At 69.5% G+C, this 25,722-nt stretch carries 22 protein-coding genes; 14 read left to right on the top strand and 8 right to left on the bottom strand.

Features of this window, described 5'->3' with window-relative positions; genetic code table 11:
- Nucleotides 1-49 precede the first annotated feature (49 nt).
- The 6 genes from poxB to FBZ89_RS04980 all read right to left on the bottom strand — a co-directional run bounded on the left by poxB (nt 50) and on the right by FBZ89_RS04980 (nt 6,831).
- On the bottom strand, nt 50-1,786 hold the full coding sequence (gene poxB, locus FBZ89_RS05005) for a ubiquinone-dependent pyruvate dehydrogenase (RefSeq protein WP_145748900.1): 1,737 nt from the start codon (nt 1,784-1,786) through the stop codon (nt 50-52).
- Between the two features lie 268 nt (nt 1,787-2,054).
- On the bottom strand, nt 2,055-2,750 hold the full coding sequence (locus FBZ89_RS31860; protein WP_145748899.1) for a helix-turn-helix domain-containing protein: 696 nt from the start codon (nt 2,748-2,750) through the stop codon (nt 2,055-2,057).
- An 80-nt stretch (nt 2,751-2,830) separates the two neighbouring features.
- Nucleotides 2,831-3,052 carry a hypothetical protein gene (locus FBZ89_RS04995; RefSeq protein ID WP_145748898.1) on the bottom strand — a complete coding sequence of 74 codons (222 nt, stop codon included), beginning with the start codon at nt 3,050-3,052 and terminating at the stop codon, nt 2,831-2,833.
- 13 nt (nt 3,053-3,065) lie between these two features.
- Nucleotides 3,066-4,625 (bottom strand): MFS transporter, encoded by a 1,560-nt coding sequence (locus FBZ89_RS04990; protein ID WP_145748897.1) that lies wholly within the window; start codon nt 4,623-4,625, stop codon nt 3,066-3,068.
- The gene (locus FBZ89_RS04985) at nt 4,622-5,710 is read right to left on the bottom strand and encodes an HlyD family secretion protein (protein WP_246172041.1); all 1,089 of its coding nucleotides are present in this window, start codon (nt 5,708-5,710) and stop codon (nt 4,622-4,624) included. Before FBZ89_RS04985 ends, FBZ89_RS04990 begins: the two co-directional genes overlap by 4 nt.
- 5 nt (nt 5,711-5,715) lie before the next feature.
- Entirely contained in the window at nt 5,716-6,831 is a 1,116-nt protein-coding gene (locus FBZ89_RS04980; protein ID WP_145748896.1) for an FAD binding domain-containing protein, read from the bottom strand.
- 573 nt (nt 6,832-7,404) lie between these two features.
- On the opposite strand from FBZ89_RS04980, the gene FBZ89_RS04975 reads away from it, so the two are divergent.
- From FBZ89_RS04975 to FBZ89_RS04960, 4 genes are all read left to right on the top strand, one after another.
- A complete protein-coding gene (locus FBZ89_RS04975; protein ID WP_145748895.1) occupies nt 7,405-8,382 on the top strand; it encodes a DUF6662 family protein in 978 nt (325 codons plus the stop codon).
- A gap of 84 nt (nt 8,383-8,466) precedes the next feature.
- Nucleotides 8,467-8,988, top strand: coding sequence for an FMN-binding protein (locus tag FBZ89_RS04970; RefSeq protein WP_145748894.1), 522 nt, complete (start codon nt 8,467-8,469; stop codon nt 8,986-8,988).
- The gene (locus FBZ89_RS04965) at nt 8,969-9,832 is read left to right on the top strand and encodes an FAD:protein FMN transferase (protein ID WP_145748893.1); all 864 of its coding nucleotides are present in this window, start codon (nt 8,969-8,971) and stop codon (nt 9,830-9,832) included. Before FBZ89_RS04970 ends, FBZ89_RS04965 begins: the two co-directional genes overlap by 20 nt.
- Nucleotides 9,829-10,317 (top strand): hypothetical protein, encoded by a 489-nt coding sequence (locus tag FBZ89_RS04960; protein WP_145748892.1) that lies wholly within the window; start codon nt 9,829-9,831, stop codon nt 10,315-10,317. Before FBZ89_RS04965 ends, FBZ89_RS04960 begins: the two co-directional genes overlap by 4 nt.
- Here the strand turns inward: FBZ89_RS04960 and FBZ89_RS04955 are convergent.
- A complete protein-coding gene (locus tag FBZ89_RS04955) occupies nt 10,314-11,321 on the bottom strand; it encodes a LacI family DNA-binding transcriptional regulator (RefSeq protein WP_145748891.1) in 1,008 nt (335 codons plus the stop codon). The genes FBZ89_RS04960 and FBZ89_RS04955 overlap by 4 nt on opposite strands.
- 141 nt (nt 11,322-11,462) lie before the next feature.
- Here FBZ89_RS04955 and FBZ89_RS04950 point away from each other — a divergent pair, with 141 nt between their 5' ends.
- The 9 genes from FBZ89_RS04950 to FBZ89_RS04910 all read left to right on the top strand — a co-directional run bounded on the left by FBZ89_RS04950 (nt 11,463) and on the right by FBZ89_RS04910 (nt 23,764).
- Nucleotides 11,463-12,590 (top strand): Gfo/Idh/MocA family protein, encoded by a 1,128-nt coding sequence (locus tag FBZ89_RS04950; RefSeq protein ID WP_145748890.1) that lies wholly within the window; start codon nt 11,463-11,465, stop codon nt 12,588-12,590.
- 26 nt (nt 12,591-12,616) lie between these two features.
- The gene (locus FBZ89_RS04945) at nt 12,617-13,672 is read left to right on the top strand and encodes a sugar phosphate isomerase/epimerase family protein (RefSeq protein WP_145748889.1); all 1,056 of its coding nucleotides are present in this window, start codon (nt 12,617-12,619) and stop codon (nt 13,670-13,672) included.
- A gap of 22 nt (nt 13,673-13,694) precedes the next feature.
- A complete protein-coding gene (locus FBZ89_RS04940; RefSeq protein ID WP_145748888.1) occupies nt 13,695-14,663 on the top strand; it encodes a sugar phosphate isomerase/epimerase family protein in 969 nt (322 codons plus the stop codon).
- An 89-nt stretch (nt 14,664-14,752) separates the two neighbouring features.
- Nucleotides 14,753-15,685: a DUF2268 domain-containing putative Zn-dependent protease gene (locus FBZ89_RS04935; RefSeq protein ID WP_145748887.1), complete on the top strand. Its 933-nt coding sequence runs from the start codon at nt 14,753-14,755 to the stop codon at nt 15,683-15,685.
- 230 nt (nt 15,686-15,915) lie between these two features.
- A complete protein-coding gene (locus FBZ89_RS04930) occupies nt 15,916-17,340 on the top strand; it encodes an efflux transporter outer membrane subunit (protein WP_145748886.1) in 1,425 nt (474 codons plus the stop codon).
- Between the two features lie 4 nt (nt 17,341-17,344).
- The gene (locus FBZ89_RS04925; RefSeq protein ID WP_246172040.1) at nt 17,345-18,553 is read left to right on the top strand and encodes an efflux RND transporter periplasmic adaptor subunit; all 1,209 of its coding nucleotides are present in this window, start codon (nt 17,345-17,347) and stop codon (nt 18,551-18,553) included.
- The gene (locus FBZ89_RS04920; RefSeq protein WP_145748885.1) at nt 18,550-21,684 is read left to right on the top strand and encodes a multidrug efflux RND transporter permease subunit; all 3,135 of its coding nucleotides are present in this window, start codon (nt 18,550-18,552) and stop codon (nt 21,682-21,684) included. The genes FBZ89_RS04925 and FBZ89_RS04920 overlap by 4 nt, the downstream gene beginning before the upstream one ends.
- A gap of 27 nt (nt 21,685-21,711) precedes the next feature.
- Nucleotides 21,712-22,395 (top strand): response regulator transcription factor, encoded by a 684-nt coding sequence (locus FBZ89_RS04915; RefSeq protein WP_145748884.1) that lies wholly within the window; start codon nt 21,712-21,714, stop codon nt 22,393-22,395.
- 1 nt (nt 22,396) lies between these two features.
- Complete coding sequence (locus FBZ89_RS04910) at nt 22,397-23,764, top strand: sensor histidine kinase (protein ID WP_145748883.1); 1,368 nt, start codon at nt 22,397-22,399, stop codon at nt 23,762-23,764.
- Here FBZ89_RS04910 and FBZ89_RS04905 read toward each other — a convergent pair.
- Nucleotides 23,761-24,453, bottom strand: coding sequence for a DJ-1/PfpI family protein (locus FBZ89_RS04905; RefSeq protein WP_145748882.1), 693 nt, complete (start codon nt 24,451-24,453; stop codon nt 23,761-23,763). The two genes, FBZ89_RS04910 and FBZ89_RS04905, sit on opposite strands and share 4 nt — an antisense overlap.
- A gap of 107 nt (nt 24,454-24,560) precedes the next feature.
- Here FBZ89_RS04905 and FBZ89_RS04900 point away from each other — a divergent pair, with 107 nt between their 5' ends.
- Nucleotides 24,561-25,499, top strand: coding sequence for a GlxA family transcriptional regulator (locus tag FBZ89_RS04900; RefSeq protein ID WP_145748881.1), 939 nt, complete (start codon nt 24,561-24,563; stop codon nt 25,497-25,499).
- Nucleotides 25,500-25,722: the final 223 nt, after the last annotated feature.

The following is a 25,722-nucleotide window of genomic DNA, read 5'->3' as shown; positions in this document are numbered from 1 at the left end:
ATCCCCCCGGGGCGCACTGTAGACGCCCGGGGGAGGGCGGGCAAAGGCCTTACCGCCACAGGTTGGTCTTGGCCAGGTCCACCAGCTCGTCGCCCCGGCCGCTCATCACCGCCTTCAGCATGTACAGGGTGAAGCCCTTGGCCATTTCGGCGTTGATGGCCGGCGGGATGGGCAGCTCGGTGCGCGCCACCACGGCGTCCACCAGAACGGGGCCGTCATGGGCGAAGGCCTCGCGCAGGCCGGGTTCCACCTCATAGGGGCGTTCAAGACGGATGCCCTTGATGCCCACCGCTTCCGCCAGCGCGGCGAAGTTGGGGTTGTCCAGGCTGGTGCCGAAGGGCAGGAAGCCGGTGGACTTCTGCTCCACCTCGATGAAGCCCAGGGCGCCGTTGTTGAAGACGATGATCTTGGCCGGTAGCCCCTGCTGCCTGAAGGTCAGCAAATCGCCCATCAGCATGGTGAAGCCGCCGTCACCCGACAGGGACACCACCTGCCGGCCGGGGAAGGCCGCCTGGGCGCCCAGGGCCATGGGCATGGCGTTGGCCATGGACCCATGCCAGAGGGAACCGATCAGGCGCCGCCGGCCGTTCATGGCCAGGTAGCGCGCGGCCCATACCGTGGGCAGGCCGACGTCGAAGGTGAAGACGGCGTCCCCGGCCGCCAGGTCGCTGACGGCCTTGGCCACCTGTTGCGGGTGGATGACGCCGCGGCCGGCGTCGGCGGTGGCCAGGGCGTCCAGGTCCGCCCGGGTGCGGCGGTAATGGCGCAGCGCCTTGTCCAGGTGGGCGCTGTCCGTCCTGGGCGCCAGGCGGGGCAGCAGGGCGCGCACGGTGGCGCCGACGTCACCCACCACGCCCAGATCCAGCGAGGCGCGGCGGCCCAGCTGGCCAGGGCGGATGTCGACCTGCGCCACCGCGACGCCCGTCCCCTTCGGATAGAACTGGCGATAGGGGAAGTCCGTGCCCAGCATCAGCAGCATGTCGGTGTCCAGCATAGCGTAATAGCCGGAGGAAAAGCCGATCAGGCCGGTCATGCCCACGTCATAGGGATTGTCGTACTCCACATGCTCCTTGCCTTTCAGGGCGTGGACGATGGGGGCCTTCAGCGCTTCCGCCAGCGCCACCACGGCGTCATGGGCGCCGGCGCAGCCCGAGCCGCACAGCAGGGTGACGCGGCCGCTGCGGTTCAGCAGGTCGGCCAGGGCGTCCAGCTCCGCGTCCGCCGGCACGACCAGGGGCGGCTTGGGCACCAGGCCGGCGGGCTTGGGCCGCACCTCCGTCACGGCCTCCTTCAAGGCGATGTCGCCGGGGATGACGACGACGGAAACGCCCCGCTCGCCGATGGCGGTGCGCAGCGCGATCTCCAGGCTGCGCGGCATCTGCGCCGGGTCGGACACCAGCTCGCAATAATGGCTGCATTCCCGGAACAGGTCCTGGGGATGGGTTTCCTGGAAATAGCCGGATCCGATCTCGGGCGAGGGGATGTGCGCGGCGATGGCCAGCACGGGCACGCGGGACCGGTGGCAGTCGAACAACCCGTTGATCAGGTGCAGGTTGCCCGGCCCGCAGCTGCCGGCGCAGACGGCGATGGTGCCCGTCAGGTGGGCGTCGGCGCTGGCGGCGAAGGCCGCCACCTCCTCATGCCGCACGGGGATCCAGGTGATGTCGCCCCGCCGGCGCAGGGCGTCGGTCAGGCCGTTCAGGCTGTCGCCCACGACCCCATAGATGCGTTTGACACCGGCGGCGGCCAGCGTGGCGGCGAATTGGTCGGCTACGGTCATGGACATGGGGGATCACCTCACGGGGGGTTGGCGGGTGTGGGTAAAGCCGGTCCCGTAACCGGGTGTTCCCCGTCGCGCATCCGGGGCGCGCATCCGGGGCGCGCATCGGGGTCGCGCATCTGGCGCCGGGCGGAACATCACCATCCCGGTGATCTTTCGCCGATGGACGGTTGTCGGTCTTGTTGGAGGTGCCGATGCTTTGAAGGTTAGGCCGGCAAGGGGCGGCCGTTGTCCGGAACGCTGCGACCGCCACCGTAAACCGGAACAGGCGCCGTCAATTGTCCCGGCCGTGCGGTGGTCGCCGCCACGTGCGCCGCCAGCGCAGCGGCGTTTCCCCCACGAACTGGCGGAACAGCCGGGTCAGGTGCGCCTGGTCGGCCATGCCGCAGCCATAGGCGATCTCGCTCAGCGGCTGGTCGGTGGTCAGCATCAGGATCTGGGCCTGCCGCACGCGGCGCTTGACCACATAGGTGTGCGGCGTCTCGCCGACGCTGGCACGAAAGGCCCGGGTGAAGTGGTTGGTGCTGAGGTTGGCCAGGCCGGCCAGCTGGTCCACCGGCAGGGGCCGGCCCAGGTTGGCCTGGATATGGCCCATGACGCAGCGCAACTGCCAGGGGGCCAGGCCGCCCTTGCTGGCCCCGGTGTTGGACGCGCCCGCCGCCGGCAGCAGGATGGCCTCATCCACCGGCGCCTTTTCCGTGCCGTCCAGCAGCGCGGCTAGCTGGTCCAGGCAGCCGCGCGCCCGTTCCAGGTCGTGGTCCAGCGCCGCCTGGGCGGCGGTGACCAGCGTGACGATGCGGCGGTCGTCCCACGGGGCGGCATGGGACCGGGGGGCCACGGGGGCCAAGGGGGCCAAGGGGGCCAAGGGGGCCAAGGGGGCCAAGGGGGCCAAGGGGGCCAAGGGGGATGACGCCAGCGGGGCGGTGGCGAAGGGAAGGGGCCGCGTCGGGGTCCGGAGGTGCGCTTGCATGGGACAGGCTCCTGGCAGGGCGTGTTGACGCCGCTACGGTGCCCCTTCGCATGCCCTGGAACATCCCATACCTAGGTTTGCTAGCCCCCTACGCCGGTTTGTGGGGGCGGTCCGCCATCGGACCCGACGCGGCGGGCGAAGGCCGCTGCCAGGCTGTCCGCGTAGGCGCCGGCCAGGGTGTGACAGGCCCGCTCGAAGAACAGGGCGGCGGCGGGATAGGACAGTAGGGTGGCCGCGTCCTGGACCTGGCCGTCGTCGCCCAGGGCCTTGCGCAGGCCGGACAGTCCGTGCGTTACGCGCACGCTCGCCTTGTGTTCAAGCCTTGGCCGGCGGTGGTCGCAGCCAGGCGGCCAGCGCGACGCAGGCGAAGGCGCCGGCCGCCGCCGCCGCGAAACCGTCGATATAGGCCAAGACCGAGGCCTGCTGCGCCACCGTGCCGGCCAGCAGCCGGGTGGCCCCGGAAACGGGGTCGACGCCATGGGCGGACAGCACGGCCTGTGATCGCGCCAGCCGGTCGGCCGTGGCGCCGGCCAAGGGGTCGACATGCAGGCCCAGCAGGTTGGAATGCAACTGTTCGCGCATGCGCACGAAGGTCTGCATGAAGGCGACGCCGATCTCGCCGCCGAACAGGCGGGCGGCCTGCAGCAGGGCGCCGATGGAAATGGCGTCGGCCGGCGTGATGTTCCGCACCACCAGCACCACCAGGGCGGTCAGCGCCAGGCACTGCCCCACTGCCTGCAAGGCCTGGGACGGGAGGAAGTCCAGGGTGGCCCACTGGCTGGTCAGGCTGGTGGCCTGCAGGCAGGCGATGGCGATCAGCAGGGCACCGACGGCCAGCACCCAGCGACCATCCATCCGCGCCAGCAGCCAGCCCAGCGGCAGGATCAGGGCGAACTGGGGCAATGCTATGAACAGCAGCACCGGGCCCACCTGCAGCTCGCGGAAGTTCTGCACCACTTGCAGATAGACGGGGATGATGTAGGCGGTGGACAGGATGATGAAGCGGAAACCGGCCAGCAGCAGCATCAGCACGAACAGGTTGCCGCGCAGCATCAGGCGCAGGTTCAGGAAGGGGCGGCGGCTGATGATCAGCTCGCGCACCGCGAACAAGGCGGTGACCAGGCCGCCCGCCACCAACAGGCCCACCACCAGGCCGTTGCCCGTCCAGTCCAGCCGGTTGCCTTGGTCCAATCCCGCGTACAGCAGGCCGAAGCCCACGGCGGCGTAGGCAACACCCGGCCAGTCGTGCTGCTTCAGCAGGTCGGTATTCAGCGGCTCCCGGGGGACGCCGATCCACACGCACAGGAACATGAGGGGCAGGACCAGGCAGTACTGCCAGTTCAGCCAGGCGATGGACCAGTTCTCGGCGTACCAGCCCTCCAGCGCCGCGCCGATGTTCTGCGAGAACTCCGAATTCATGGCATAGGCGGCCAGGCCGTACAGCGTCAGCCGCGCCGGAAGGTTCAGCACGATGAAGCGGATGGTCAGGGGAATGAAGGTGCCGGCCCCCAGGCCCGACAGGAACTGCATGGCCAGATAGGCCGACAGGTTGGGCGACAGCGGTGCCAGCAGGCTGGCCACGAAGAACAGGCCGATGCCGGCGAACAGCACCCGGCGGGCACCGAACATGGTGCCCAGGTAGGGGCAGGCCACCCCGACCACCATCTGCCCGACGCCATAGGCGGTGGTGATCCAGGCGCCCTCGTCGAAGCCGGCGTGCAGGCCGCCGCGCAGGTCGCTCAGGCCGAAGGTGGTGACGCGGGCGCCCAGGGTGGACAGCAGCGCGCCCAGCAGCACCCCCAGGATGCCGATATAGGCCCGCGCGCCGTCCAGCGTCGGCCAGGGGTGCGGTGCGGCGGGCGCGGCGGCGGTCATTGACGGTCATTCACATCGATGGTGGAGACGACCGACATGCCCGGCCGCACCAGGGTGCCCAGGGCCGGCACGGGGTCGAGAACGATCTTCACCGGCACGCGCTGCACCACCTTGGTGAAGTTGCCGGTGGCGTTGTCCGGCGGCAGCAGGGTGAAGACGCTGCCGGTGCCGGGGGACCAGCTATCGACATGGCCGTGCAGCCTCAGGTCGGGGAAGGCGTCCACCGTCACCGTGGCGGGGTCGCCCACCCGCACGTGGGTCATCTGGGTTTCCTTGTAGTTGGCCACCACCCACACCTTGGGCAGGGCCATGACCCCGATGACCTGCGTGCCGACGTTGACGAACTGCCCTGGTCGCACCTGGCGCTGGCCCACCATGCCGTCGGCGGGGGCGACGATGCGGGTATAGGCCAGGTTGTTGCGTGCCAGGGCCAACTGCGCCTCACCCTCCCGCACCTGTGCCGTCAGCTGCCGCTCCTGCACGTCCAGGCTGGCCAGCTGGGCCTTCTGCTGGGCCAGCTGGGCGGTGGCCAGTTGCGATTGGGCCACCGCCTTGGCCGCGTCGGCGTCGGCCTGCTCCACCTTCTGTTCCGTCCCGGCGATCCTGGTGCGCAGCAGGTCGCGCTGGCGTGCCGCTTCCAGCCGGGTGCGGGTCACGTCGGCGGTGGCGCCGGCGATGCCGGCCTCCGCCTGATGGACCAGGGCGCGCTGCACGTCCTTCTGGTTGGCCAGGTTGGCCAGCGCCGCCTGGGCCGCCGCCAGGCTGGCCTGGGCCAGATCCAGCTGGGCCTGATAGTCCGACGGCTCGATCTGGGCGATCAGGTCGCCCTTGCGCACCGCCTGGAAATCATCCACCGCGACCGTCTGGACATAGCCGGCGACCTTGGCCGACAGGGGCGTCAGGTCGCCGGTCAAGTAGGCGTCGGAAGATGACTGGTGGCGGGCGCCGCCCAGCCAGCGGTCCCAGTGCCCGGCCACCACCCACACCAGCACGCCGGCGCCGGCCAGGACCAGGGTGCGCAGCACGGAAGGCAGCCAGGGGTGGCCGGCCGGGGCGTTTCCAGGGGGCGTCGCGGTCGTATCCATGGGGATCACTCCAATGCCGCGCCGAGGCGGCGACCATAGGCGGTGATGGCGGAACCGGCGGCACAGCGCTCATGACTGTACAGCGCCAGGGCGTCGGTGACGCCGGGTGCCTCGGCCAGATGGCGGCGCAGCGCCATGGCGTCGCCGGCGGCCTTGGCCACGCCCATGGCGGTGTGCGGCCGCGCCACGAAGGCGGCGTCCCCCAGCAGGGCGACAGGACCCGTGGCCATCACCGGCGCCTCGTAATCGAAAATGGCCTGGATGAAGGGTTCGGGTTCCGCCACCACGACGGCGGCGAAGGGGGGCGGCAACAGCCGCGCGGCGTCCGCCCGCAGGGCTGCCGCTGCCTGCGCCCGCACCTGGCCCGGGGCCAGGGAATGGGGGTGGGGCCGGCCCTCCACATCGGTCAGCGTCGCCTCCAGGGCCGCCACCGGCACTGGCCGATACCAGACCCAATTGTACCGCCGCTGGCCCGGCACCGTCTCGCCGCCCGGTCCCGGCACCAGGTAGCCCAGGGCGTGGGACCGGGGCATCGTGTAGAAGGCGAACCGGTCGCGCAACACGGCGGCCTCCGCCGGCAGCCGGTCCTCCGGGAACAGGCCGCGCCAGGCGACATAGCCGGCATAGCTGTTGGGCGCGGGGCCGCCGGTCACGACCGGGCGCACGACCGACCCCAGGCCGTCGGCGCCGATGACCAGGTCGGCCTCTTCTTCCCCGCCGTCGCCGAACAGCAGACGGGCGCCTCGCGGGCCTTGAGTCACGGCGCGCACGGCCCGGCCCAGGATGTAGCTGTCGTCGGGCACCTTGGCCCGCAGGGTCCGGTAGAGATGATCCCAGGAGATCTGGGTTTGCGGGGTGGCGTGGCGCTCGGCGATGCCGCCGTCACGGTCGAAATAGATGCGCTCGAACGCGACCACGCCGATGCGGGCCACATGCTCGCATCCCACGGCGCGCAGCAGGGCGAACAGTTCCCGCTGACTGACCAAGCCGGCGCCCCGACCGGCCAGGCCGCCGGCCGACCGCTCGTAAATGCGGACCTCATGCCCGTCCTGCCGCAACAGGGCGGCGGCCGACAGCCCGCCGATGGATCCGCCGACGACGCGGATGCGCAAGGGGCCCATGGCTCAGGCCCCCTTTCGGCCGCTGCGGCGGCGCAGGGGCGGCATGGCCTGGATGTGGACAGGGATCATAGCGGGGCTCTTGAACGGGAAGGGGCGGATGGCCGAACGATGCCTGAACCACGCCCGCGCGGCTTGGACACCCCACGCCGGATTTGAACATGCCTCGGATGGCGATGACCGTGGGCCGGCGCGGCTGGCGCCGTCGCGTGCCAGCGTGCCTGCGTCAATCCTACGGTCGTATAATTGGCCGGCAGCCAGCGATACAGGCGGCCGGGACCGCCAGCGCCAGGACGGTGGTGAGCGCCAGGGGAAGCAGGAACGCCAGCGGGCGTGCGATAGGGCCGGCCATGATCTGAACTCATAGGGCTGAAGGGGCGCCAAAGGATGACGGGGGGCGCACTGCCCGTCTTGGCGCTTTCGTCGCCCTTTTGTCGCTCAGTGGGGTATCGATGCCCCGCCCACCCCTTGTTGCGGCGACAATATGTCGCGTGTCCAAACTATGAATTGACAGAGGCGTCTGGCGCGGACCATTGCTCCTGCGACTTATTCGCACTTTTAGGGAGCCTCGGCAGCATGTCGCGCAAGACGACCCGCCCCCAGTCTCACCCCCGCCTGTGCGGGATGGCGCTGGCCTGCGCCCTTGCCGGCACCGTCCTGGGCACGGCGCCGCGGGCGACGGCGGGGGAGCCGCTGTTCGGCTACATCTACACCACCGACCTGCTGCCCGCCGGCAAGGTGGAGGCGGAGCAGTGGCTGACCGGCCGCCTGGGCAAGGCCGGGGGCGATTTCAGCCTGTGGCAGGGCCGCACGGAGGTCGAGTACGGCCTGACCGACAATCTGCAGATCGCGGCCTACGCCAACTACGCCTGGACCCATGCCCGCCAGGACGGCGTGGACGGCAACACCGCCGTGCCCGAGACCTTCGCCGAGTACACCCCTGCCAGCGACACCGCCAGCTTCCACGGGACGAAGTACGAGGGCACCTCGGTTGAGTTGATCTGGCGCCTGCTCAGCCCCTACACCGATCCCATCGGCCTGGCACTGTATGTGGAGCCCCTGGTGGGGCCCAAGACGCGCGAACTGGAATCCCGTCTGATCGTGCAGAAGAACTTCCTGGACGATCAGCTGGTTGTGGCGGCCAACGTGACGGTTGAGCAGGAATTGCGCCGCCTGAACGGCGACCCGGACGCCGATCCGCTGTCCAACGACGCGTCGGAACACTGGGACCACGAGACCGACGTCAATTTCGGGCTCGCCGCCTCCTACCGCTTCGCGCCCAACTGGTACGCCGGCGTCGAGTTTCAGAATGAGCGCGAGTTCTCCAACTTCCATTTCTGGACGTCGGGTTCGGCCACCAACGTCGCTTATTATGCCGGCCCCACCATCCATTATGGTGGCGAGCGCTTCTTTGTGAACCTGACGTATCTGGAACAGCTGCCCTTCGCTCAAGACTTGGCCAACCCGTCGCCGGGCTTTGTGAAGAGCGGCCGGACCTATGCCGATGATTTTGAAAAGCGCCGCCTGCGGCTGAAGGTCGGCGTGACCTTCTGACGGCGGCGTTCCATTATCCACCGGCCCTGGGGATGGCGGCATCCCCGGGGCCGGCCTTATTTCCTTGCGGGAGTGTCCTTGCCCATGCGTGCCACCCTCCTGGCCCTGGCGGTCCCGGCCCTGGTCCTGACCCAACCGGCGGCCGCTACCGTCTACCTCACTACCGAACAGGCCCAGGCGGCCCTGTTCCCCGGCCAGGCGCTGACACCGCTGCCTGTCACCCTGACCAGCGCCCAGGCCGATGCCATCGAAAGCCAGAGCGGCGTGGACGTGCGCAACAAGACGGTGCAGGCCTGGCGGGCCGGCGACGGCGGCACCTTCATCGTCGATGAGGTGCTGGGCAAGCACGAGTACATCACCATCGCGCTCGCCATCACCCAGGCGGGCGCGGTGCAGGGGCTGGAGATCCTGGAATACAAGGAAAGCTATGGCCATGAAGTGCGCGGCGGCGATTGGCGGGCGCAGTTCACCGGTAAGACGGCCGCCAGCCCGCTGAAGCTGGACCGGGACATCACCAACATTTCCGGCGCCACCCTGTCGTCCAAGCATGTGACGGACGGCGTGCGCCGCCTGCTGGCCACCTGGAATGTCGCCCTCAAGCCCTGAGGCGCGCCGCGCCCGCCCCTTGCTGGGCACCTTGGTCGAGGTCCGCATCGACGCCTGCGACAGCTCCCATGGCGGTGGCGTCGAGGCGGCGTTGGCGGCCGCCTTCGCGGCGGTCACCCAAGTGCAGGCGCTGATGAGTTTCCATGACCCGGACAGCGAGCTGTCGCGCCTGAACCGGCTGGGCCATCGCCTGCCGGTCAGCCTGCATCCCTGGACGGCGGACGTCCTACGCCGGGCCCAGGCCCTGCACCGGGCGACGGGCGGCCTGTTCGATCCGGCGGTGGCGCCCGCCCTGGCGGCCCTGGATTTCCTGCCCGCCCCCCTGGCGGCGGCCCCCCGGGGCGGCAGCATCGCCGATCTGGTGGTGGGGGACGGCGTCGCGTGCGGCGTCCGGCCGCTGTGGCTGGACCTGGGTGGCATCGCCAAGGGCTATGCCGTCGACCGGGCGGTGGACGCCCTGCGGATGCGGGGCGTGCGCGCCGGGGCGGTAAACGCCGGCGGTGATCTGCGCCTGTTCGGCGCCACGCCCCAGCCGGTGGTGGTGCGCGATCCGGTCGACCCCGCCCGGCACTGGTCCCTGGGGGAGTTCCGGGATATCGCCATCGCCACCAGCGCCGGTTATTACGCCGCGCGCTCCACGGCGGATGGGCTGGTCATGCCCATCATCGATCCGCGTGACAACCGCGCCGTGGCGGTGGGCCCCAGCGTCACCGTGTTGGCCGATGAATGCGCCACGGCGGACGCGCTGACCAAGGCGGTGATGCTGTCCGGCACACCATCGCCCGCCTGGCTCCAGGATTTCGGCGCCCAGGCCGTGCGCCTGGAGGGAAGGGTGGCCGCATGACCCTGCAATCGGGGGCCGTTTTTCCGCCATCGCCCGCCCACACCGTTCGGGGGGCCGCCTTCGGCCTCAGCCGGGGGCACCGGCGGTGGCTGCACCGCGCCATGCTGGCCGTGGCCCTGACCGGCCTGGCGTGGATGGTTCTGCACTATGGCCACGGCCTGATTGGGGTGGACGGTCACGCCGCGCGGTCGGTGGAGGCGTGGTGCATGAAGCTGCACGGCGCGGCCGTCATGGCGGCCCTGGTGGCCTTCGGCTCCGTCCTGCCGCACCACGTGCGCCTGGCCTGGCGGGCGCGGCGTCACCGTCTGTCGGGCGGCGGCCTCATCACCGCCGTGTTGAGCCTGGTGGCGACGGGCTACGGCCTTTACTACCTGGGGGATGAGGACTGGCACGACTATGCCAGCTGGGGTCACCAGGTGCTGGCGGCCGTTGCCGTGCTCGCCTGCCTCATCCATCTGCGCCCTGGCCGCAAAGCCGCGCGCTAACGCCGCGCCGGGCCTGTGCTGCCGCGCACCGCCAGGTGATGCGGCAGGGTGACGGAGCGCGCGGCGGTCTGGCGGCCGGCGAGGATATCCAGCAGCAGGGCCACCGCCGTCCGGCCCAGCTCCTCCATCGGCTGGCTGACGGTGGTCAGCGCCGGGTCCAGGTAGCGGGCGAAGCGGATGTCGTCGAAGCCGACCAGCGACAGGTCGTCCGGGCAGCGGCGGCCTGCCCGGCGCGCGGCGGCCAGGGCGCCCATGGCCATCTCATCGCTGAAGCAGAACAGGGCGGTCGGCGTGTCGCCGCCGGCCAGCAGCCCCTGCGCCTCCCGCTCCCCCGATTCCACGGAGAAGTCGCCGGTGGCGATGCGCAGGGTGGTCTCGGCGCCATGGCGGCCGGCGGAGGCCCGCACGCCTTCCAGGCGGTCGCGGCTGATGGGGCTGGCCAGGGGGCCGGTGATGACGCCGATGATCCGGTGGCCCAGACCGTACAGCAGGTCCATGGCCTCCGCCGCCGCGGCCGCGTTGTCGATGTGGGCGCTGGACACGCCCAGGTCGGGGCTGAACTCGCAGCCGTTGACCACCGGCGCCCTGGCGCCCTGGCGGCCGATCAGTTCGGCCAAGGTGTTGGGCAGGCGGTGGCCCAGGAAGATCAGGCCGTCCGCCTCTTTCCGGCGCAGCATGCCGGCGTACTGCTCCTCCCGCTCCGTGCTGTGGCGGGTGTCGCCCAGCAGCACGGAATAGCCGGCGGCCTGCGCCGCCTCCTCCGCGCCGCGAATGACGCTGGAGAAGAAGGGGTTGGAGATGTCGGGCACCGTCACGACGATCTTGGCCGTGCGCAGGGTGCGCAGGCTTTTGGCCGCGTAGTTGGGCTCATAGCCCAGGGCATCGACGGCGGCCATGACCCGTTCGCGCGTCGCCTCGCTGACCACCCCGGGGGTGCTCAGGACACGGGAAACGGTGGCGGTGGAAACCCGGGCCCGGCGGGCCACGTCTTGGATGGTCGGCATGGGATGGGAGGGTGCTTTCGATCCGCCTTGCCTGCAAGAGTTGCGAGGGCATGGCTTCACTGCTAGGATCATGTAATCGATTTCACCATTGGTGCCGCGCTTCAATGGGATGGTGAATGGGATGGTCAGGGGGGATGGGTGATGTCTGACGCGGTGATCCGCATGGCGATGGTGGGCGGCGGTCCCGGTTCCTTCATCGGGCCGGTGCACCGCATGGCGGCCGAACTGGACGGCCGCATCCGCCTCGTGGCCGGCGCCTTCAGCCGGGATGAGGCCAAGTCCAAGGCCGCCGCCACAGGCTATGGCATAGACCCGGCCCGCGCCCATGGCGACTATCGCCGGATGCTGGCGGCCGAGGCGGCGCGGCCCGACGGTGCGCAATTCGTGGCCATCGTCACCCCCAACCATTTGCATTTCCCGGTGGCCAAGGCGGCGCTGGAGGCGGGCTTTTCCGTGTTGAGCGACAAGCCTGCGACCGCGACCTTGGAAGAGGCGGAGGATCTGGCCCGGGTGGTGGCGGATACCGGCCGCCTCTACGGCCTGACCTACACCTACACCGGCTATCCCCTGGTGCGCGAGGCGCGGGCCATCGTACGGCGGGGCGACCTGGGCGCCATCCGCAAGGTGGTGGTGGAATATTCCCAGGGCTGGCTGGCGCAGGCGGTGGAGAAGACGGACAACGCCCAGGCCGCCTGGCGGGCGGACCCGGCGCAATCGGGCCTGGGCGGCTGCATCGGCGACATCGGCGTGCACGCCTTTAACGCGGCGGAATTCGTCAGCGGATTGGCCGTGACGCGCCTCAACGCCGACCTCAACAGCCTGGTGCCCGGCCGCCGGTTGGACGACGACTGCAACATCCTGCTGCGGTTCGGTGAGGACGTGCCGGGTGTGCTGGTGGCCAGCCAGGTGGCGGCGGGGGACCGCAACGGCTTGCGCCTGCGCGTCTATGGCACTCGGGGCGGGCTGGACTGGTGCCACGAACGGCCGGACGTGCTGACCCTCAACTGGCTGGACCGGCCCACCCAGACGCTGCACGCGGCAGCACCCTATCTGGGCCCGGCGGGGCGGGGGCCGGCACGCCTGCCCACCGGCCATCCCGAGGGTTTCATCGAGGCCTTCGCCAACATCTATCGCGACTTCGCCGCCGCCATCGCCTCTGGCGGCGATCTTGAAGGTACGCAAGTGCCCACCATCCGGGACGGGCTGCGCGGCATGGCCTTCGTCGCCCGCGCCGTGGCCGCCAACGGCGCCGGGTGGGTTCAGCTGTAACAGGGACTCCGGCGGGGATTCACACGATGAGAACGATCAAGGGCCCGGGCATATTCCTGGCGCAGTTCGCGGGCGACACCCCGCCCTTCGACACCGTGGCCGGCCTGGCCGGCTGGGCCTCCTCCCTGGGATACCAGGGCGTGCAGGTGCCCACCGGGCCGACCGGCCTGCTGGATTTGGAGAAGGCGGCGGACAGTGTCGACTATGCCCAGGAATTCGCCGGCACGCTGGCGGAAAACGGCGTGGCGGTGACGGAGCTGTCGACCCACCTGCAGGGCCAGCTGGTGGCGGTGCACCCGGCCTATGACACCCTGTTCGACGGCTTCGCCCCGCCCCAGGTGCGCGGCCGGCCGGATGCGCGGCGGGATTGGGCGGTGAACCAGCTGATGCTGGCGGCCCGTGTCAGTCGCAACCTGGGTCTGACGGCGCACGCCACCTTCTCCGGCGCCCTGGCCTGGCCCTACATGTATCCCTGGCCGCAGCGCCCCGCCGGATTGGTGGAGGAGGCGTTCGCCGAGCTGGGCCGCCGCTGGCGCCCCATCCTGGACGCCTTCGACGCCGCCGGCGTCGATCTCTGCTTCGAGCTGCATCCCGGCGAGGATCTGTTCGACGGCGCCACCTTCGAACGTTTCCTGGACGTGGTGGACCACCACCCCCGCGCCGCCATCCTGTACGACCCCAGCCATTTCGTCCTGCAGCAGCTGGACTACCTGGATTTCATCGACCGCTACCATTCCCGCATCCGCGCCTTCCATGTGAAGGACGCGGAATTCCGGCCCGATGGCCGCGCCGGCGTCTATGGCGGCTATCTGCCCTGGGTGGAACGGCCGGGCCGCTTCCGCTCCTTAGGCGATGGGCAGGTGGATTTCGGCGCCATCTTCGCCAAGCTGGCGCAGTACGACTACCCCGGCTGGGCCGTGCTGGAATGGGAATGCGCCCTGAAGCATCCCGAGGATGGGGCCCGGGAAGGGGCGCCCTTCATCCGCGACCACATCATCCGGGTGACGGAACGCGCCTTTGACGATTTCGCCGCCAGCGGGGTGGACACGGCCCGCAACCGCGCCCTGCTGGGCCTATCATAAAAACAAGCTGAGGAAACGCCCCATGATCACGATACGAACCAGCCGCCGCGCCTTCATCGGCGGTGCCGCCGCCTTGGCCGGCCTGGGCTTGGCGCGGCTGTCCACCGCCGCCCCCATACCCTTCTTCAAGGGCAACGGCCTGCCCATCGGCCTGCAGCTCTATACCCTGGGCGACCTGGCGCAGAAGGACCTGGCCGGCACGTTGAGGGCGGTGGCGGACATGGGCTATCGCGCGGTGGAATTGCCGGGCTTCTACGGCCACACGGCGGGCGACTTGGCGGCGGCGCTGAAGGCCGCCGGCCTGGTGTGCGAAAGCGCCCATATCAATGCGCAGGGCAGGGGCCCGGCGCCCAGCCTATCCGGTGACCTGGACGCGCTGGTGCGCGATGCCCACGCCATCGGGCTGACGTTCATCGTCATGCCCATGTTCACCGTCCCGGCGCGCCTGGGCGGGCTGCAGGCGGGCGAAGGCTTCGGTGATTTCCTGGCCCGGGTCGCGTCGCAGTTCACCGCCGACGATTGGAAGGCCCAGGCCGCCTTCCTCAACGAGAAAGGGGCAGCCCTGAAGAAAGCCGGGCTGCAGTTGGCCTACCACAACCACAATCCGGAATTCGCGGCCATAGCCGGCGGCACGGCCACCGGCTACGATATCCTGCTGGCCGAAACCGATCCGGACCTGGTGAAGATGGAGATGGATGCCGGCTGGGTAGCCGCCGCCGGCTTGGATCCCGTGGCGCTGTTGCAGGCCCATCCCGGCCGCTTCCGCCTGATGCATGTGAAGGATCTGAAGGCCGGCACGGCCCCCAACACCCGGCTGAAGATGGACCCGACGGAGGTCGGCGGCGGGACACTGGACTGGCACCGCATTCTGCCCGCCGCCCACGCCGCCGGCATCAACCATTTCTATGTCGAGCAGGAACCACCCTTCGCCCGGCCCCGGCTGGAGGCGGCGCGCCTCAGCGCCGAGTACCTGGGCAAGCTGGCGGTATAGCCCCGCCGCGTCGGGCCCGGCGTGCCGTGAGGCTTGCGCGCCACGCCGCCGCCACCCATCATTCCCCGCAACGAAGGCAGGGGGTGGGAATGCGGTCCTGGCGATTGGCATTGGTCGGGCTATTCGCCCTGGGCGGCACGGCGTCGGCGGCCGCACCTGAAATCCGCATCCAGGATGTCATCGACTTCTATCGCGTGTATGACGCCGGCCGGGGTGCGCCCACGGCGGCGGCCTTGCAGGGCTATCTCGACCATGGCAGCGACGGGCTGCGGCAGTTCACCGGCCTGCGCCACCTGACGGGCGAATCCATGGCCGCTGCCATGGAAAGGCACCCCCAGATGTTCGCCGACGCCAAGACCTGCCTGGACGTGCTGCCAGCGGTGAAGCGGCGCCTGGCTCAGGCCTTGCCTCGCTTGGGCCAGATCTATCCCCAGGCCAAATTCCCGCCCATCACCATCCTGGTGGGCCAGGGCAACACCGGCGGCACCACCAGCGCGTCCGGCGTGCTGGTGGGGCTAGAGGCGCTGTGCGGCGCCGGCTGGATGGACCCGAATGCCGAGGACCGCTTCGTCCATCTGGTGGCGCACGAATACATCCATGTGCAGCAGCCGGCGGCCCAGGCGGAACCGGGACACCCGATCCTGCTGTTCCCCGGCCTGATCGAGGGCGGGGCGGAGTTCCTGGCGGAACTGATCTCCGGCAATGTCGGCTATGTCCGCCTCAAGGCCTGGACCAAAGGCCGGGAGACGGAGGTGGAGACCCAGTTCGCCGCCGACATGGACACGGCCAACATGAAGCCGTGGCTGTACAACGGCGTCGGCACGGAGGAGCGGCCCGGGGATCTCGCCTATTGGGTCGGCTACCGCATCACCAAGGCCTACTACGTCCACGCCAAGGACAAGCGGGCGGCCATCGCCCGCATCCTGACCATCGACGCCGATACCGCGAAGGCCTTCTTGGCCGACAGCGGCTGGACGCCCGGCATGGCCCTGCCGGACAAGGTGGCGCTGCCCAGCCCCTGATGCCTCATCCGTCAGCTCCCGCCACTTGCCATGGCGGTGGGTGCACCCCTCGGTTGGGGGACGGGCAAACCTAAGTAGGGGATGAGGCGGGGCCAGATTAAGCGGAGTTAATAAATCGCCCACGCTGGCTAAACCCCGCCGGCGTTAGCGTCCCGCCCAAGGTGCACCAACCCTTGGCCTTGCGCCCCTTGGCCCTCCGCGACATGCCCCCGATCTGGACGATGCTGCCGATGTCTTCCCCCCTCTCTTATCGCGCCCCCCGGTTCCGCGCCCTCACGCGGTGCTGGCTGGCGGGTGCTGCCGCGCTGGCGCTGGCCGGCTGTTCCGTGGGGCCGGATTACCAGCGCCCCGACACCCCGCCGCCGGCGGCATGGCAGGAAGGCGCGCCGAAGGCGGACGCCCCCGCCTGGCCGGTGGCCGACTGGTGGAAGGGTTTCGGCTCCGCCCAACTGGACGCCTACATCGCCCAGGCGCAGACGGCCAACGACGACCTGGCCGCCGCCATGGCGCGGGTGCGCGAGGCCGATGCCCAGGCGCAGGTGGCGGGTGCCGCCCTGCTGCCGTCGGTGGGCGCCAGCGCCGATGTCGATCACCAGCGGGCCAAAAGCGCGGGTGCCGCCCAGACCGCCACCGCCCACAGCGTGGGCCTGAACGCCAGTTATGAGCTGGACTTCTGGGGCAAGAACCGGGCGACGGCCAGCGCCGCCCTGGCCACGGCGGATGCCAGCCGCTACGATCTGGAGACGGTGCGCCTGTCGGTGCTGAGCAGCGTGGCCACCAGCTATTTCCAGTCCCTGGAACTGCGGGAGCAGGTGCGGGTGGCGGAGAACAACCTGGCCAACGGCCAGGCCACGCTGGACGGGTTGCGCCGCCAGGCGGACGCCGGCATCGCCACGGCGCTGGACGTGGCGCAGCAGGAAACCACCGTTTCCACCCTGAGCGCCAAGCTGCCGCCCCTGCGCCAGCAGTACCGCCAGTCGGTGCACGCCCTGGCCATCCTGCTGGGCCGGATGCCGGAGGCGGTGGAGCTGTCGGAAGACGATACCCTGGCCAAGCTGGCGCTGCCCCAGGTGACGCCGGGCCTGCCCTCCGAACTGCTGGCCCGCCGGCCCGACGTGGCCCAGGCGGAGGCGCTGCTGAAGGCGGCCAACGCCAACATCACCGTGGCCCGCGCCGCCTTCTTCCCCAGCATCGACCTGACGGCCTCCGGCGGCTATGCCAGCAACGCCCTGTCACACCTGTTCGATCCGGGCAGCGCCTTGTTCTCCCTGGCCGCCGGGCTGACCCAGCCCATCTTCGAAGGGGGGGCGCTGGAAGGGCAGTACGCCAACGCCCAGGCCCGCTATGACGAACTGGTGGCGACATATCGCAAGTCCGTCCGCGCCGCCTTCGGAAATGTGGAGGACGCGCTGACCGCTGTGCGCGAAACGACGGAACAGCTGGCGCGGCAGGAACAGGCGACCGCCACGGCGCGCCATGCTTATGAACTGGCGCAGGCCCAGATGGCCGCCGGGACCATCACCGTCCTGACGGTGCTGAACACCGAAACCGCCTTGTTCACCGCCAACGATGCCTTGGTCCAGGCCCGCTTCGCCCGCCTGCAGGCCTTGGTCGGTTTGTACAACGCCCTGGGCGGCGGCTGGAAGCAGAGCTGACATCATGAGCGAGAACCCCATCTTGAAGCCTATCCGCATCAGCCGCACCCGCGCCGTCATGGCCGGCCTGGGCGGCGTCTTCATCCTCGCCGCCGCCGGTGCCGAGCTGTTGCCCAGCACCACCGGCAAGGCCGCCCCCCCGACAGCCAAGGGCGGCGGCGCCGTCGCCGTGGATACGGCCGTGGCCACCCCGGCCGACGCCCCCGTCTACCTGGCGGGCCTGGGCTCCGTCCAATCGCTGAACACGGTGACGGTCACGACGCGCGTCGATGGCGCGCTGGACAAGGTCGCCTTCACCGAGGGGCAGACGGTGAAGCCGGGCGACCTGCTGGCGCAGATCGACCCGCGCCTGTACCAGGCGGCGTACGATCAGGCGCTGGCCACCAAGGCCAAGGACGAGGCGCAGCTGGCCAACGCCCGCGCCGACCTGGAACGCTATACCCGCCTGGCGCCACAGAACCTGGCCAGCAAGCAGACGGTGGACACGGCCAGGGCCCAGGTCGATCAGCTGCAGGCCCAGATCAAGAGCGACCAGGCCGCCATCGACAACGCCAGGACCCAGCTGGACTACACCCGCATCACCTCCCCCATCCAGGGGCGGACGGGCATCCGCCAGGTCGATCCCGGCAACAACCTGCACGCGGCCAGCGGCACCGGCATCGTGGTGGTGACGCAGATGCAGCCCATCTCCGTCATCTTCACCCTGCCGGAGGAGGACCGCTTGGCCGTCAGCCAGGCCATGGCCCAGGGGCCCCTGACCGTCACCGCCGTGTCGCGCGACGGCAAGACGGACCTGGCCAGCGGCACCGTCATGCTGGTGGACAACCAGATCGATCCCACCACCGGCACCGTGCGGCTGAAGGCCCAGTTCCCCAACACCGATGAGCACCTGTGGCCGGGCCAGTTCGTGAACGTGAAGCTGCTGAAGCAGACGCGCCGCGGCGCGCTGACCATCCCCAGCGCCGCCCTGCAGCGCGGACCCAACGGCCTGTACGCCTATGTCGTGAAGCCGGATTCCACCGTGGAGATGCGGCCCATCGAAACGGCCGAGACCACCGGCGACATGGTCGTCGTGGCCAAGGGTCTGCAGGCCGGTGAGCGCGTCACGACCAGCAACGCCTATCGCCTGCAACCGGGCGTCAAGGTGACGGTGGCCGGCGAGGCCAAGACGGCCGACGCCACCCCCAATAATACGGAAGGCAAGCAGCCATGAGCCTCTCCAGCCCCTTCATCACCCGGCCCATCGCCACCTCGCTGCTGATGCTGGGCGTGCTGCTGGTGGGCATGGTGGCCTATCCGCTGCTGCCGGTGGCGCCGCTGCCGCAGGTGGACTTCCCCACCATCCAGGTCTCGGCCAACCTGCCGGGCGCCAGTCCGGAAACCATGGCGTCCAGCGTGGCGCAGCCGTTGGAAACCCAATTCGCCGCCATCCCCGGCGTCAGCCAGATGACGTCGACCAGCACCCTGGGCAGCACCCAGGTGACCTTGCAGTTCGACCTGAACCGCAACATCGATGCCGCGGCGCAGGACGTGCAGACCGCCATCGACGCCGCCGGCGGCCAGTTGCCCAAGAACCTGCCGTCGCCGCCGACCTACCGCAAGATCAACCCGGCCGACAGCTCCATCCTGGTGTACTCGGTCCACTCCGACAACCTGCCCCTGACCACGGTCGACGACTTCGCCGAGAACGTCATCGCCCAGCGCCTGTCGCAGATCCCGGGCGTGGGCCAGGTCTCCATCGGCGGCCAGCAAAAGCCGGCCGTGCGCGTGCAGGTCGATCCGGCCAAGATCGCGGCCCTGGGGCTGCAGCTTGAGGACATCGCGGCGGTCATCCCCACGGCCACCATCAACGCGCCCAAGGGTTCCATCAACGGCGTCAGCCACAACTTCGTCATCTACAACAACGACCAGCTGTTGAAGGCGGAGCCGTGGAACGACGTCATCGTCGCTTATAAGAACGGGGCGCCCGTGCGCATCCGCGACATCGGCGTGGCGGTGGACGGGCCGGAAAACACCCAGCTGCTGGCCTGGCAGAACAACGGCCCCGGCATCATCCTGCAGGTGTTCAAGCAGCCCGGCGCCAACATCATCGACATCGTGTCGAAGGTGGAGGCCATGCTGCCCCAGGTGATGGCGGCGGTGCCCCCGGGCGTGAAGATGGACAAGGTCATCGACCGCACCACCACCATCAAGGCCTCGGTGGAGGACGTCCAGTTCACCCTGCTGCTGACCATCTTCCTGGTGGTCATGGTCATCTTCCTGTTCCTGCGCAACCTGTGGGCCACGCTGATCCCCGGCGTGACCGTGCCGCTGGCCCTGTTCGGCACCGCGGCGCTGATGTACCTGCTGGGTTTCAGCCTGGACAACCTGTCGCTGATGGGCCTGACCATCGCCGTGGGCTTCGTCGTCGATGACGCCATCGTGATGGTGGAGAACATCTACCGCCACATCGAGGAGGGGATGTCGCCCAAGGAGGCGGCGCTGAAGGGTGCCGGGGAGATCGGTTTCACCATCATGTCCATCAGCGTGTCGCTGGTGGCCGTGTTCATTCCCCTGCTGCTGATGGGCGGCATCGTCGGCCGGCTGATGCGCGAGTTCGCCATCACCGTCACCATGACCATCGCCGTCTCCGCCTTCGTCTCGCTGACCCTGTCGCCGATGATGAGCGCCTTGTTCCTGAAGGATGAGAAGCACGCCCGCCACGGCAGGGCCTACCTGTTCATCGAGGGCTGCTTCGACTGGTTGGTGGCCAAGTACGGCCGGGGCCTGGACTTCGTGCTGCGGCACCAGCGCCTGACCCTGATGGTGTTCTTCGCCACGGTGGCGGCCACCGGGGTGCTGTACGTCGCCATTCCCAAGGGCTTCTTCCCCCAGCAGGACACCGGCATCATCGCCGGCCTGGCCGACGCCTCGCAGGACGTGTCCTTCAACGAGATGGTGCGGCTGCAGCACCAGCTGACCGACATCGTCGCCCAGGATCCGGATGTGGCCGCCTGGGCCACATCCGTCGGCGGCGGCGGGCGGCCCATCAACAACGGCTTCATCGTCATCGGCCTGAAGCCGCGCGACCAGCGCACCGCCTCGGCCGACCAGATCATCGCCCGGCTGCGGCCCAAGCTGGCCAAGGTCAAGGGCGCGACCCTGTTCCTGCAGGCCAGCCAGGATCTGAACGTGGGTGGCCGGCTGGCCCGCACGCAGTACCAATACACCCTGCAGGATGCCGATTTGGGCGAACTGAACGACTGGGCGCCCAAGCTGCTGGCCAAGCTGCAGGGCCTGCCACAGCTGCGCGACGTCGCCACCGACCAGCAGACCAATGGCACCACCCTGAACCTGGTGATCGACCGCGACCAGGCCGCCCGGTTCGGCATCCAGCCCTCGCTGATCGACAGCACGCTTTATGACGCCTTCGGCCAGCGCCAGGTGACCCAGTACTTCACCCAGCTGAACAGCTATCACGTGGTGCTGGAAATCACGCCGGAGTTGCAGTCCAACCCCGACACCCTGAACAAGCTGTACATCAAGTCACCCGTGACCGGTCAGCAGGTGCCCCTGTCCACCTTCGTGAAGTACGACACCAACCATGTGAACTTCCTGTCCATCAACCACCTGGGCCAGTTCCCGGCGGTGACCCTGTCGTTCAACCTGGCCCCCGGCGTGTCCCTGGGCGAGGCGGTGCAGGTCATCCAGCAGGCCCAGGCGGAGATGGGCATGCCCTCCTCGGTCAACGGCACCTTCCAGGGCACGGCCCAGGCCTTCCAGGCCTCGCTGGCGACCCAGCCCTACCTGATCGCCGCGGCGCTGGTGGCCGTCTACATCATCCTGGGCATGCTGTATGAAAGCTACATCCACCCGCTGACCATCCTGTCCACCTTGCCGTCGGCGGGCGTGGGGGCCCTGCTGATGCTCATGATCTTCCACTACGACCTGTCGGTCATCGCGCTCATCGGCATCATCCTGCTGATCGGCATCGTGAAGAAGAACGGCATCATGATGGTGGACTTCGCCATCCAGGCGGAACGGGAACAGCACATGGCGCCCATCGAGTCCATCCGCCAGGCCTGCCTGCTGCGCTTCCGCCCCATCATGATGACCACCATGGCGGCCCTGCTGGGCGCCCTGCCGCTGATGCTGGAGAACGGCACGGGCTCCGAACTGCGCAAGCCGCTGGGCATCACCATGGTGGGCGGCCTGATCCTGAGCCAGATCCTGACCCTGTTCACCACGCCGGTAGTCTATCTCTACCTGGACCGGGTGAACGACTGGCTGAACCGCCGGGGCAAGGCCAAGGCGGCGCATGAAGGTCACGCCCGGCCGCACGCGGCCCTGGGCACGGGCGATTGAGGGGGGACGCGCCATGAAGGTGCTGCCATGAAGGTGTTATTGGTCGAGGATAACGAACGGGTGTCGCGCTTCGTCGTGAAGGGACTGCGCGAGGCGGGACACACCGTGGAGCACGTCGACAACGGGCGGGACGGCATGTTCCTGGCGACCGGCGAACCCTTCGACGTCATCGTCATGGACCGCATGCTCCCGGGCGACATCGATGGCCTGACCATCATCGAGACCCTGCGCAAGATGGGCACGCAGACGCCCGTCCTGATCCTCAGCGCGCTCAGCAGCGTGGATGAGCGCATCAAGGGCCTGCGCAGCGGCGGCGACGACTACCTGACCAAACCCTTCGCCTTCGGCGAGCTGCTGGCGCGGCTGGACGCGCTGATGCGCCGGTCGCCCACCGGCGCCGCGCCGGAAACCAGCCTGGCGGTGGGGGACCTGCGCATGAACCTGCTGTCGCGCAAGGTGACCCGGGGCGAACGGGTCATCACCCTGCAGAACCAGGAGTTTAAGCTGCTGGAGTACCTGATGCGCCACGTCGACCAGGTGGTGACCCGCACCATGCTGCTGGAAGGGGTGTGGGGGTATCACTTCGACCCCCAGACCAACGTGGTCGATGTGCACATCAGCAAGTTGCGCCAGAAGATCGAGGGGGAGGGGGAGCCGCCGCTGCTGCGCACGGTGCGCAACGCCGGCTACATGATGACGGCGGGCGGCTGACATGGCGCCGGCCCCCGCCTCGCCCTTGCGCTCCTCCGCCTACACCCTGGCGCTCAGCTACGTGTTGCTGGGGCTGGTGACGCTGGTGCTGTTCGCCGCCCCCCTGGGCTATGCCTGGCGGGTCACCATCGACGACGGCCGCACCGAGATCCTGCAGGAGGACGCGCAGCGCTTCACCGAGGTGTTCCGCCAGCGCGGGCCCGACGGGCTGGTGGCCTTCCTGAACGAGCGCATGAGCATGCAGATCGCGGCGGAGCGCCTTCTGCTGCTGACGGATGCGGCGCACACCGTGCTGGCGGGCAACCTCCCGGCCTGGCCCGGCGACTTCCCCGACCGGCAGGGCGTCTACAACGCCCCCATCAAGCTGAACGGCCGGACGGTGCAGGCGCGCTTGGTGCACGTCGTGCTGCCCGGCGGCTATCACTTGGTGGTGGCGCGCGACATGGCCCATTTCCGCCCCCTGGAACAGCGCTTCTGGTACAGCCTGCTGGCGGCCATGGGCGTGCTGCTGCTGCTGGGCATGCTGGGCGGCTTCCTCATCCGCCGGGCGGTGCTGCGCCGCATCGACGATCTCAGCCGCACCGCCACCGGCATCGTCCAGGGCGACCTGTCGCGCCGTCTGCCCACCACCCGGGGCCAGGACGAGTTCAACACCCTGTCCCGCACCATCAACGGCATGCTGGACCAGATCGAGCAGCTGGTGCACGGCGTGCGCAACGTCTCCAACGCCATCGCCCATGACTTGCGCACACCGTTGGCGGAGCTGCGGTCGCGGCTGGAAGAGGTGAGCGTCACCCGCCCGCCCCTGGCCGAGACCTATGCCGAGGTGGATGGGGCGGTGGCCGATGTCGACCGCGTCATCGGCATCTTCAATGCCCTGCTGCGTCTGGCGGAGATCGATACCGGCGCCCGCCGCTCCGGCTTCGCCGAGGTCAACGTGGCGGAGGTGGCGGCCGGGGCCGTGGAATTCTACCTGCCGGCGGCGGAGCTGAAGGGTGTCGCCCTGACCTTCCAGGGGGAGCAGGGGATGATGACCATCCTGGGCGATCCCATCCTGCTGGCCCAGGCCGTGGGCAACCTGATCGACAACGCCCTGAAGTTCACGCCCGAGGGCGGCGCCATCGTGGTGGAGGTGGGCGGCGGCGCGGATGGCAAGGTCGAGCTGTCGGTGAGCGACAACGGCCCCGGCATCCCCGATGACGAAAAGCCCCGGGTGACGGAACGCTTCTACCGCGGCGACATGGGCCGTGGCACCCCCGGCGTGGGCCTGGGCCTCAGCCTGGTCAGCGCCGTCGCCAAGCTGCACGGCGGCGCCTTCGACCTGGCGGACAATCATCCGGGGCTCAGGGCCAGGATGCGGTTGGCTTAGGGCGACATGCGGCGGGCGTACTCCTCCACCTCCGCCATGCGCTTGGGCAGGGTGGCGCCGTAGATCTCATCCACCCGCCGCTTCACCTCCGGCCGTGCCAGTTCCGGGCGGCCGCCGGCGAAGGGTGGCTCGGGCGCGTATTCCAGCATCAGCAACAGGGCCTCCGTCGCGTCGGGCCCCACGATCTCGGCGGCCACGGTGAAGGCGAAGTCCAGGCCGGCGGTGACGCCGCCGCCGGTGATGATGTCGCCGTCGCGCACCACGCGGCCGGCGTCGGGAACGGCGCCGAACCGGGCCAGCTGGCCGCGCCAGGCCCAGTGGCAGGCCGCCCGCTTGCCCTTCAGCAGGCCGGCCCCGGCCAGGACCAGCGACCCGGTGCAGACCGAGGTCAGATAGCGGGCGCCCTCGGCCAGGCGGCGGACCTGCCCCATGGTCTCGGCATCGTTCAGCACAGCGGCGATACCCATGCCACCGGGGATGAACAGCAGGTCGCAGGCCGGAATGTCGGCCAGCCGCTCCGTCCCCTCGAACCGCAGGCCTTCGTGTGAGGCGATGGTGCCGCCGGTGGCGGACGCCACGCGGGTGGTGATGCCGGGCAGGCGGCTGAACACCTGGTGCGGGGCGGTGAAGTCCAGTTGGGTCATCAGGGGGAAGACGACTTCCACGACGGTGAAGGCGGTCTGGTTCATGGGAAAGCTCCAGGCTGGCGGAGAGGGCGGAGCCAACGGTGCTCTCGACAGGTTCTGGCAGCAATGCCATAAATCCCACCTTTCCTGCCAATGACGGTACAGCGCCCATGGCCCGCACCATCGCCTTCCTGGCTTATCCCGGGTTTCAGATCCTGGACGTCACCGGACCCCTGGCGGCGTTCGAGATCGCGGGCCGCTACGCCCGGCAGCCCTATGACATCCGCGTCATGGCGCTGGAGGCCGGGCCGGTCGCCAGCTCCTCCGGCGCCCTGCTGATGGCGGGGCCGCTGGTGGACCCGGCGCAGGTGGACACGCTGGTGGTGGCGGGCGGCGAGGGGGTCAACGCCGCCAGCGCCGTGCCCGCCTTGCTGGACTACGCCCGTGCCGTGGCGAGACACGCCCGGCGGGTGACCAGCGTCTGTTCCGGCACCTTCCTGCTGGCGGCGGCCGGCCTGCTGGACGGGCGGCGGGTCACCACCCACTGGTACCGCACCAGCTCTTTCGCCCGGCGCTTCCCCCAGGTGCGGCTGGAGGCTGACCGCATCTTCATCCGCGACGGCGCCTATTGGACCTCGGCGGGCATCACCGCCGGCATCGACCTGGCGCTGGCCCTGGTGGCGGAGGACCAGGGGGAGGCCATCGCCCGGCGCACCGCCCGTCAGCTGGTCGTGCCCTACCGCCGCCAGGGCGGACAGTCGCAATTCTCCACCCTGCTGGAGATGCAGGGAACCAGCCGCCGCTTCGGCGACCTGCTGGCCTGGGTAAGGGACAATCTGGCCCGGCCCCTGACGGTGGAGGAACTGGCGGCCCAGGCGGCCATGAGCCCGCGCAACTTCGCCCGCGCCTTCGCCGCCGAGCAGGGCATGACCCCGGCCAAGGCGGTGGAGCAGCTGCGGCTGGAGGTGGCGCGGGACCTGGTGGAGGAAAGCCCGGCTTCGCTGGATCGTATCGCCGTTGAAACGGGTTTCGGTGATACTGAGCGCATGCGGCGGGCCTTCATCCGCACCTTCGGCGCGCCGCCCCAATCCATTCGCAGGTCGGCCTAGTCCGGCCTTGAGGCGGGGCAAGCACCGGGTTGCGGGATGGCGCCGGACAGGCAAGGGTTCATGCCGAGGGCGGATTTTATGGGCGTTCGCTGCCCTGGACGGAGGCGGTTGCCCTTTAAAGGTGCAGATGCGGAAAACTTCTCGCACATGCAAAAATTTGGCGTTTAACCGCTTTGAAATCTGATCTAGTCTGTTGCTTAACGGGGCTGGCCTTGACCGCCCC

The sequence above is a fragment of the Nitrospirillum amazonense genome (assembly GCF_007828045.1).
Taxonomy (GTDB): domain Bacteria; phylum Pseudomonadota; class Alphaproteobacteria; order Azospirillales; family Azospirillaceae; genus Nitrospirillum; species Nitrospirillum amazonense_C.
The sequence above is the reverse complement of the archived record's forward strand: the minus strand, read 5'-3'. Positions and strand labels throughout refer to the sequence as shown.

What these genes read in the sequence shown, in the direction of transcription:
- poxB (WP_145748900.1), bottom strand. Translation starts at nt 1,786, where the DNA reads ATGTCCATGACCGTAGCCGACCAATTCGCCGCCACGCTGGCCGCCGCC.
- FBZ89_RS31860 (WP_145748899.1), bottom strand. Translation starts at nt 2,750, where the DNA reads ATGCAAGCGCACCTCCGGACCCCGACGCGGCCCCTTCCCTTCGCCACC.
- FBZ89_RS04990 (WP_145748897.1), bottom strand. Translation starts at nt 4,625, where the DNA reads ATGACCGCCGCCGCGCCCGCCGCACCGCACCCCTGGCCGACGCTGGAC.
- FBZ89_RS04985 (WP_246172041.1), bottom strand. Translation starts at nt 5,710, where the DNA reads ATGGATACGACCGCGACGCCCCCTGGAAACGCCCCGGCCGGCCACCCC.
- FBZ89_RS04980 (WP_145748896.1), bottom strand. Translation starts at nt 6,831, where the DNA reads ATGGGCCCCTTGCGCATCCGCGTCGTCGGCGGATCCATCGGCGGGCTG.
- FBZ89_RS04975 (WP_145748895.1), top strand. Translation starts at nt 7,405, where the DNA reads ATGTCGCGCAAGACGACCCGCCCCCAGTCTCACCCCCGCCTGTGCGGG.
- FBZ89_RS04970 (WP_145748894.1), top strand. Translation starts at nt 8,467, where the DNA reads ATGCGTGCCACCCTCCTGGCCCTGGCGGTCCCGGCCCTGGTCCTGACC.
- FBZ89_RS04965 (WP_145748893.1), top strand. Translation starts at nt 8,969, where the DNA reads ATGTCGCCCTCAAGCCCTGAGGCGCGCCGCGCCCGCCCCTTGCTGGGC.
- FBZ89_RS04960 (WP_145748892.1), top strand. Translation starts at nt 9,829, where the DNA reads ATGACCCTGCAATCGGGGGCCGTTTTTCCGCCATCGCCCGCCCACACC.
- FBZ89_RS04955 (WP_145748891.1), bottom strand. Translation starts at nt 11,321, where the DNA reads ATGCCGACCATCCAAGACGTGGCCCGCCGGGCCCGGGTTTCCACCGCC.
- FBZ89_RS04950 (WP_145748890.1), top strand. Translation starts at nt 11,463, where the DNA reads ATGTCTGACGCGGTGATCCGCATGGCGATGGTGGGCGGCGGTCCCGGT.
- FBZ89_RS04945 (WP_145748889.1), top strand. Translation starts at nt 12,617, where the DNA reads ATGAGAACGATCAAGGGCCCGGGCATATTCCTGGCGCAGTTCGCGGGC.
- FBZ89_RS04940 (WP_145748888.1), top strand. Translation starts at nt 13,695, where the DNA reads ATGATCACGATACGAACCAGCCGCCGCGCCTTCATCGGCGGTGCCGCC.
- FBZ89_RS04935 (WP_145748887.1), top strand. Translation starts at nt 14,753, where the DNA reads ATGCGGTCCTGGCGATTGGCATTGGTCGGGCTATTCGCCCTGGGCGGC.
- FBZ89_RS04930 (WP_145748886.1), top strand. Translation starts at nt 15,916, where the DNA reads ATGTCTTCCCCCCTCTCTTATCGCGCCCCCCGGTTCCGCGCCCTCACG.
- FBZ89_RS04925 (WP_246172040.1), top strand. Translation starts at nt 17,345, where the DNA reads ATGAGCGAGAACCCCATCTTGAAGCCTATCCGCATCAGCCGCACCCGC.
- FBZ89_RS04920 (WP_145748885.1), top strand. Translation starts at nt 18,550, where the DNA reads ATGAGCCTCTCCAGCCCCTTCATCACCCGGCCCATCGCCACCTCGCTG.
- FBZ89_RS04915 (WP_145748884.1), top strand. Translation starts at nt 21,712, where the DNA reads ATGAAGGTGTTATTGGTCGAGGATAACGAACGGGTGTCGCGCTTCGTC.
- FBZ89_RS04910 (WP_145748883.1), top strand. Translation starts at nt 22,397, where the DNA reads ATGGCGCCGGCCCCCGCCTCGCCCTTGCGCTCCTCCGCCTACACCCTG.
- FBZ89_RS04905 (WP_145748882.1), bottom strand. Translation starts at nt 24,453, where the DNA reads ATGAACCAGACCGCCTTCACCGTCGTGGAAGTCGTCTTCCCCCTGATG.
- FBZ89_RS04900 (WP_145748881.1), top strand. Translation starts at nt 24,561, where the DNA reads ATGGCCCGCACCATCGCCTTCCTGGCTTATCCCGGGTTTCAGATCCTG.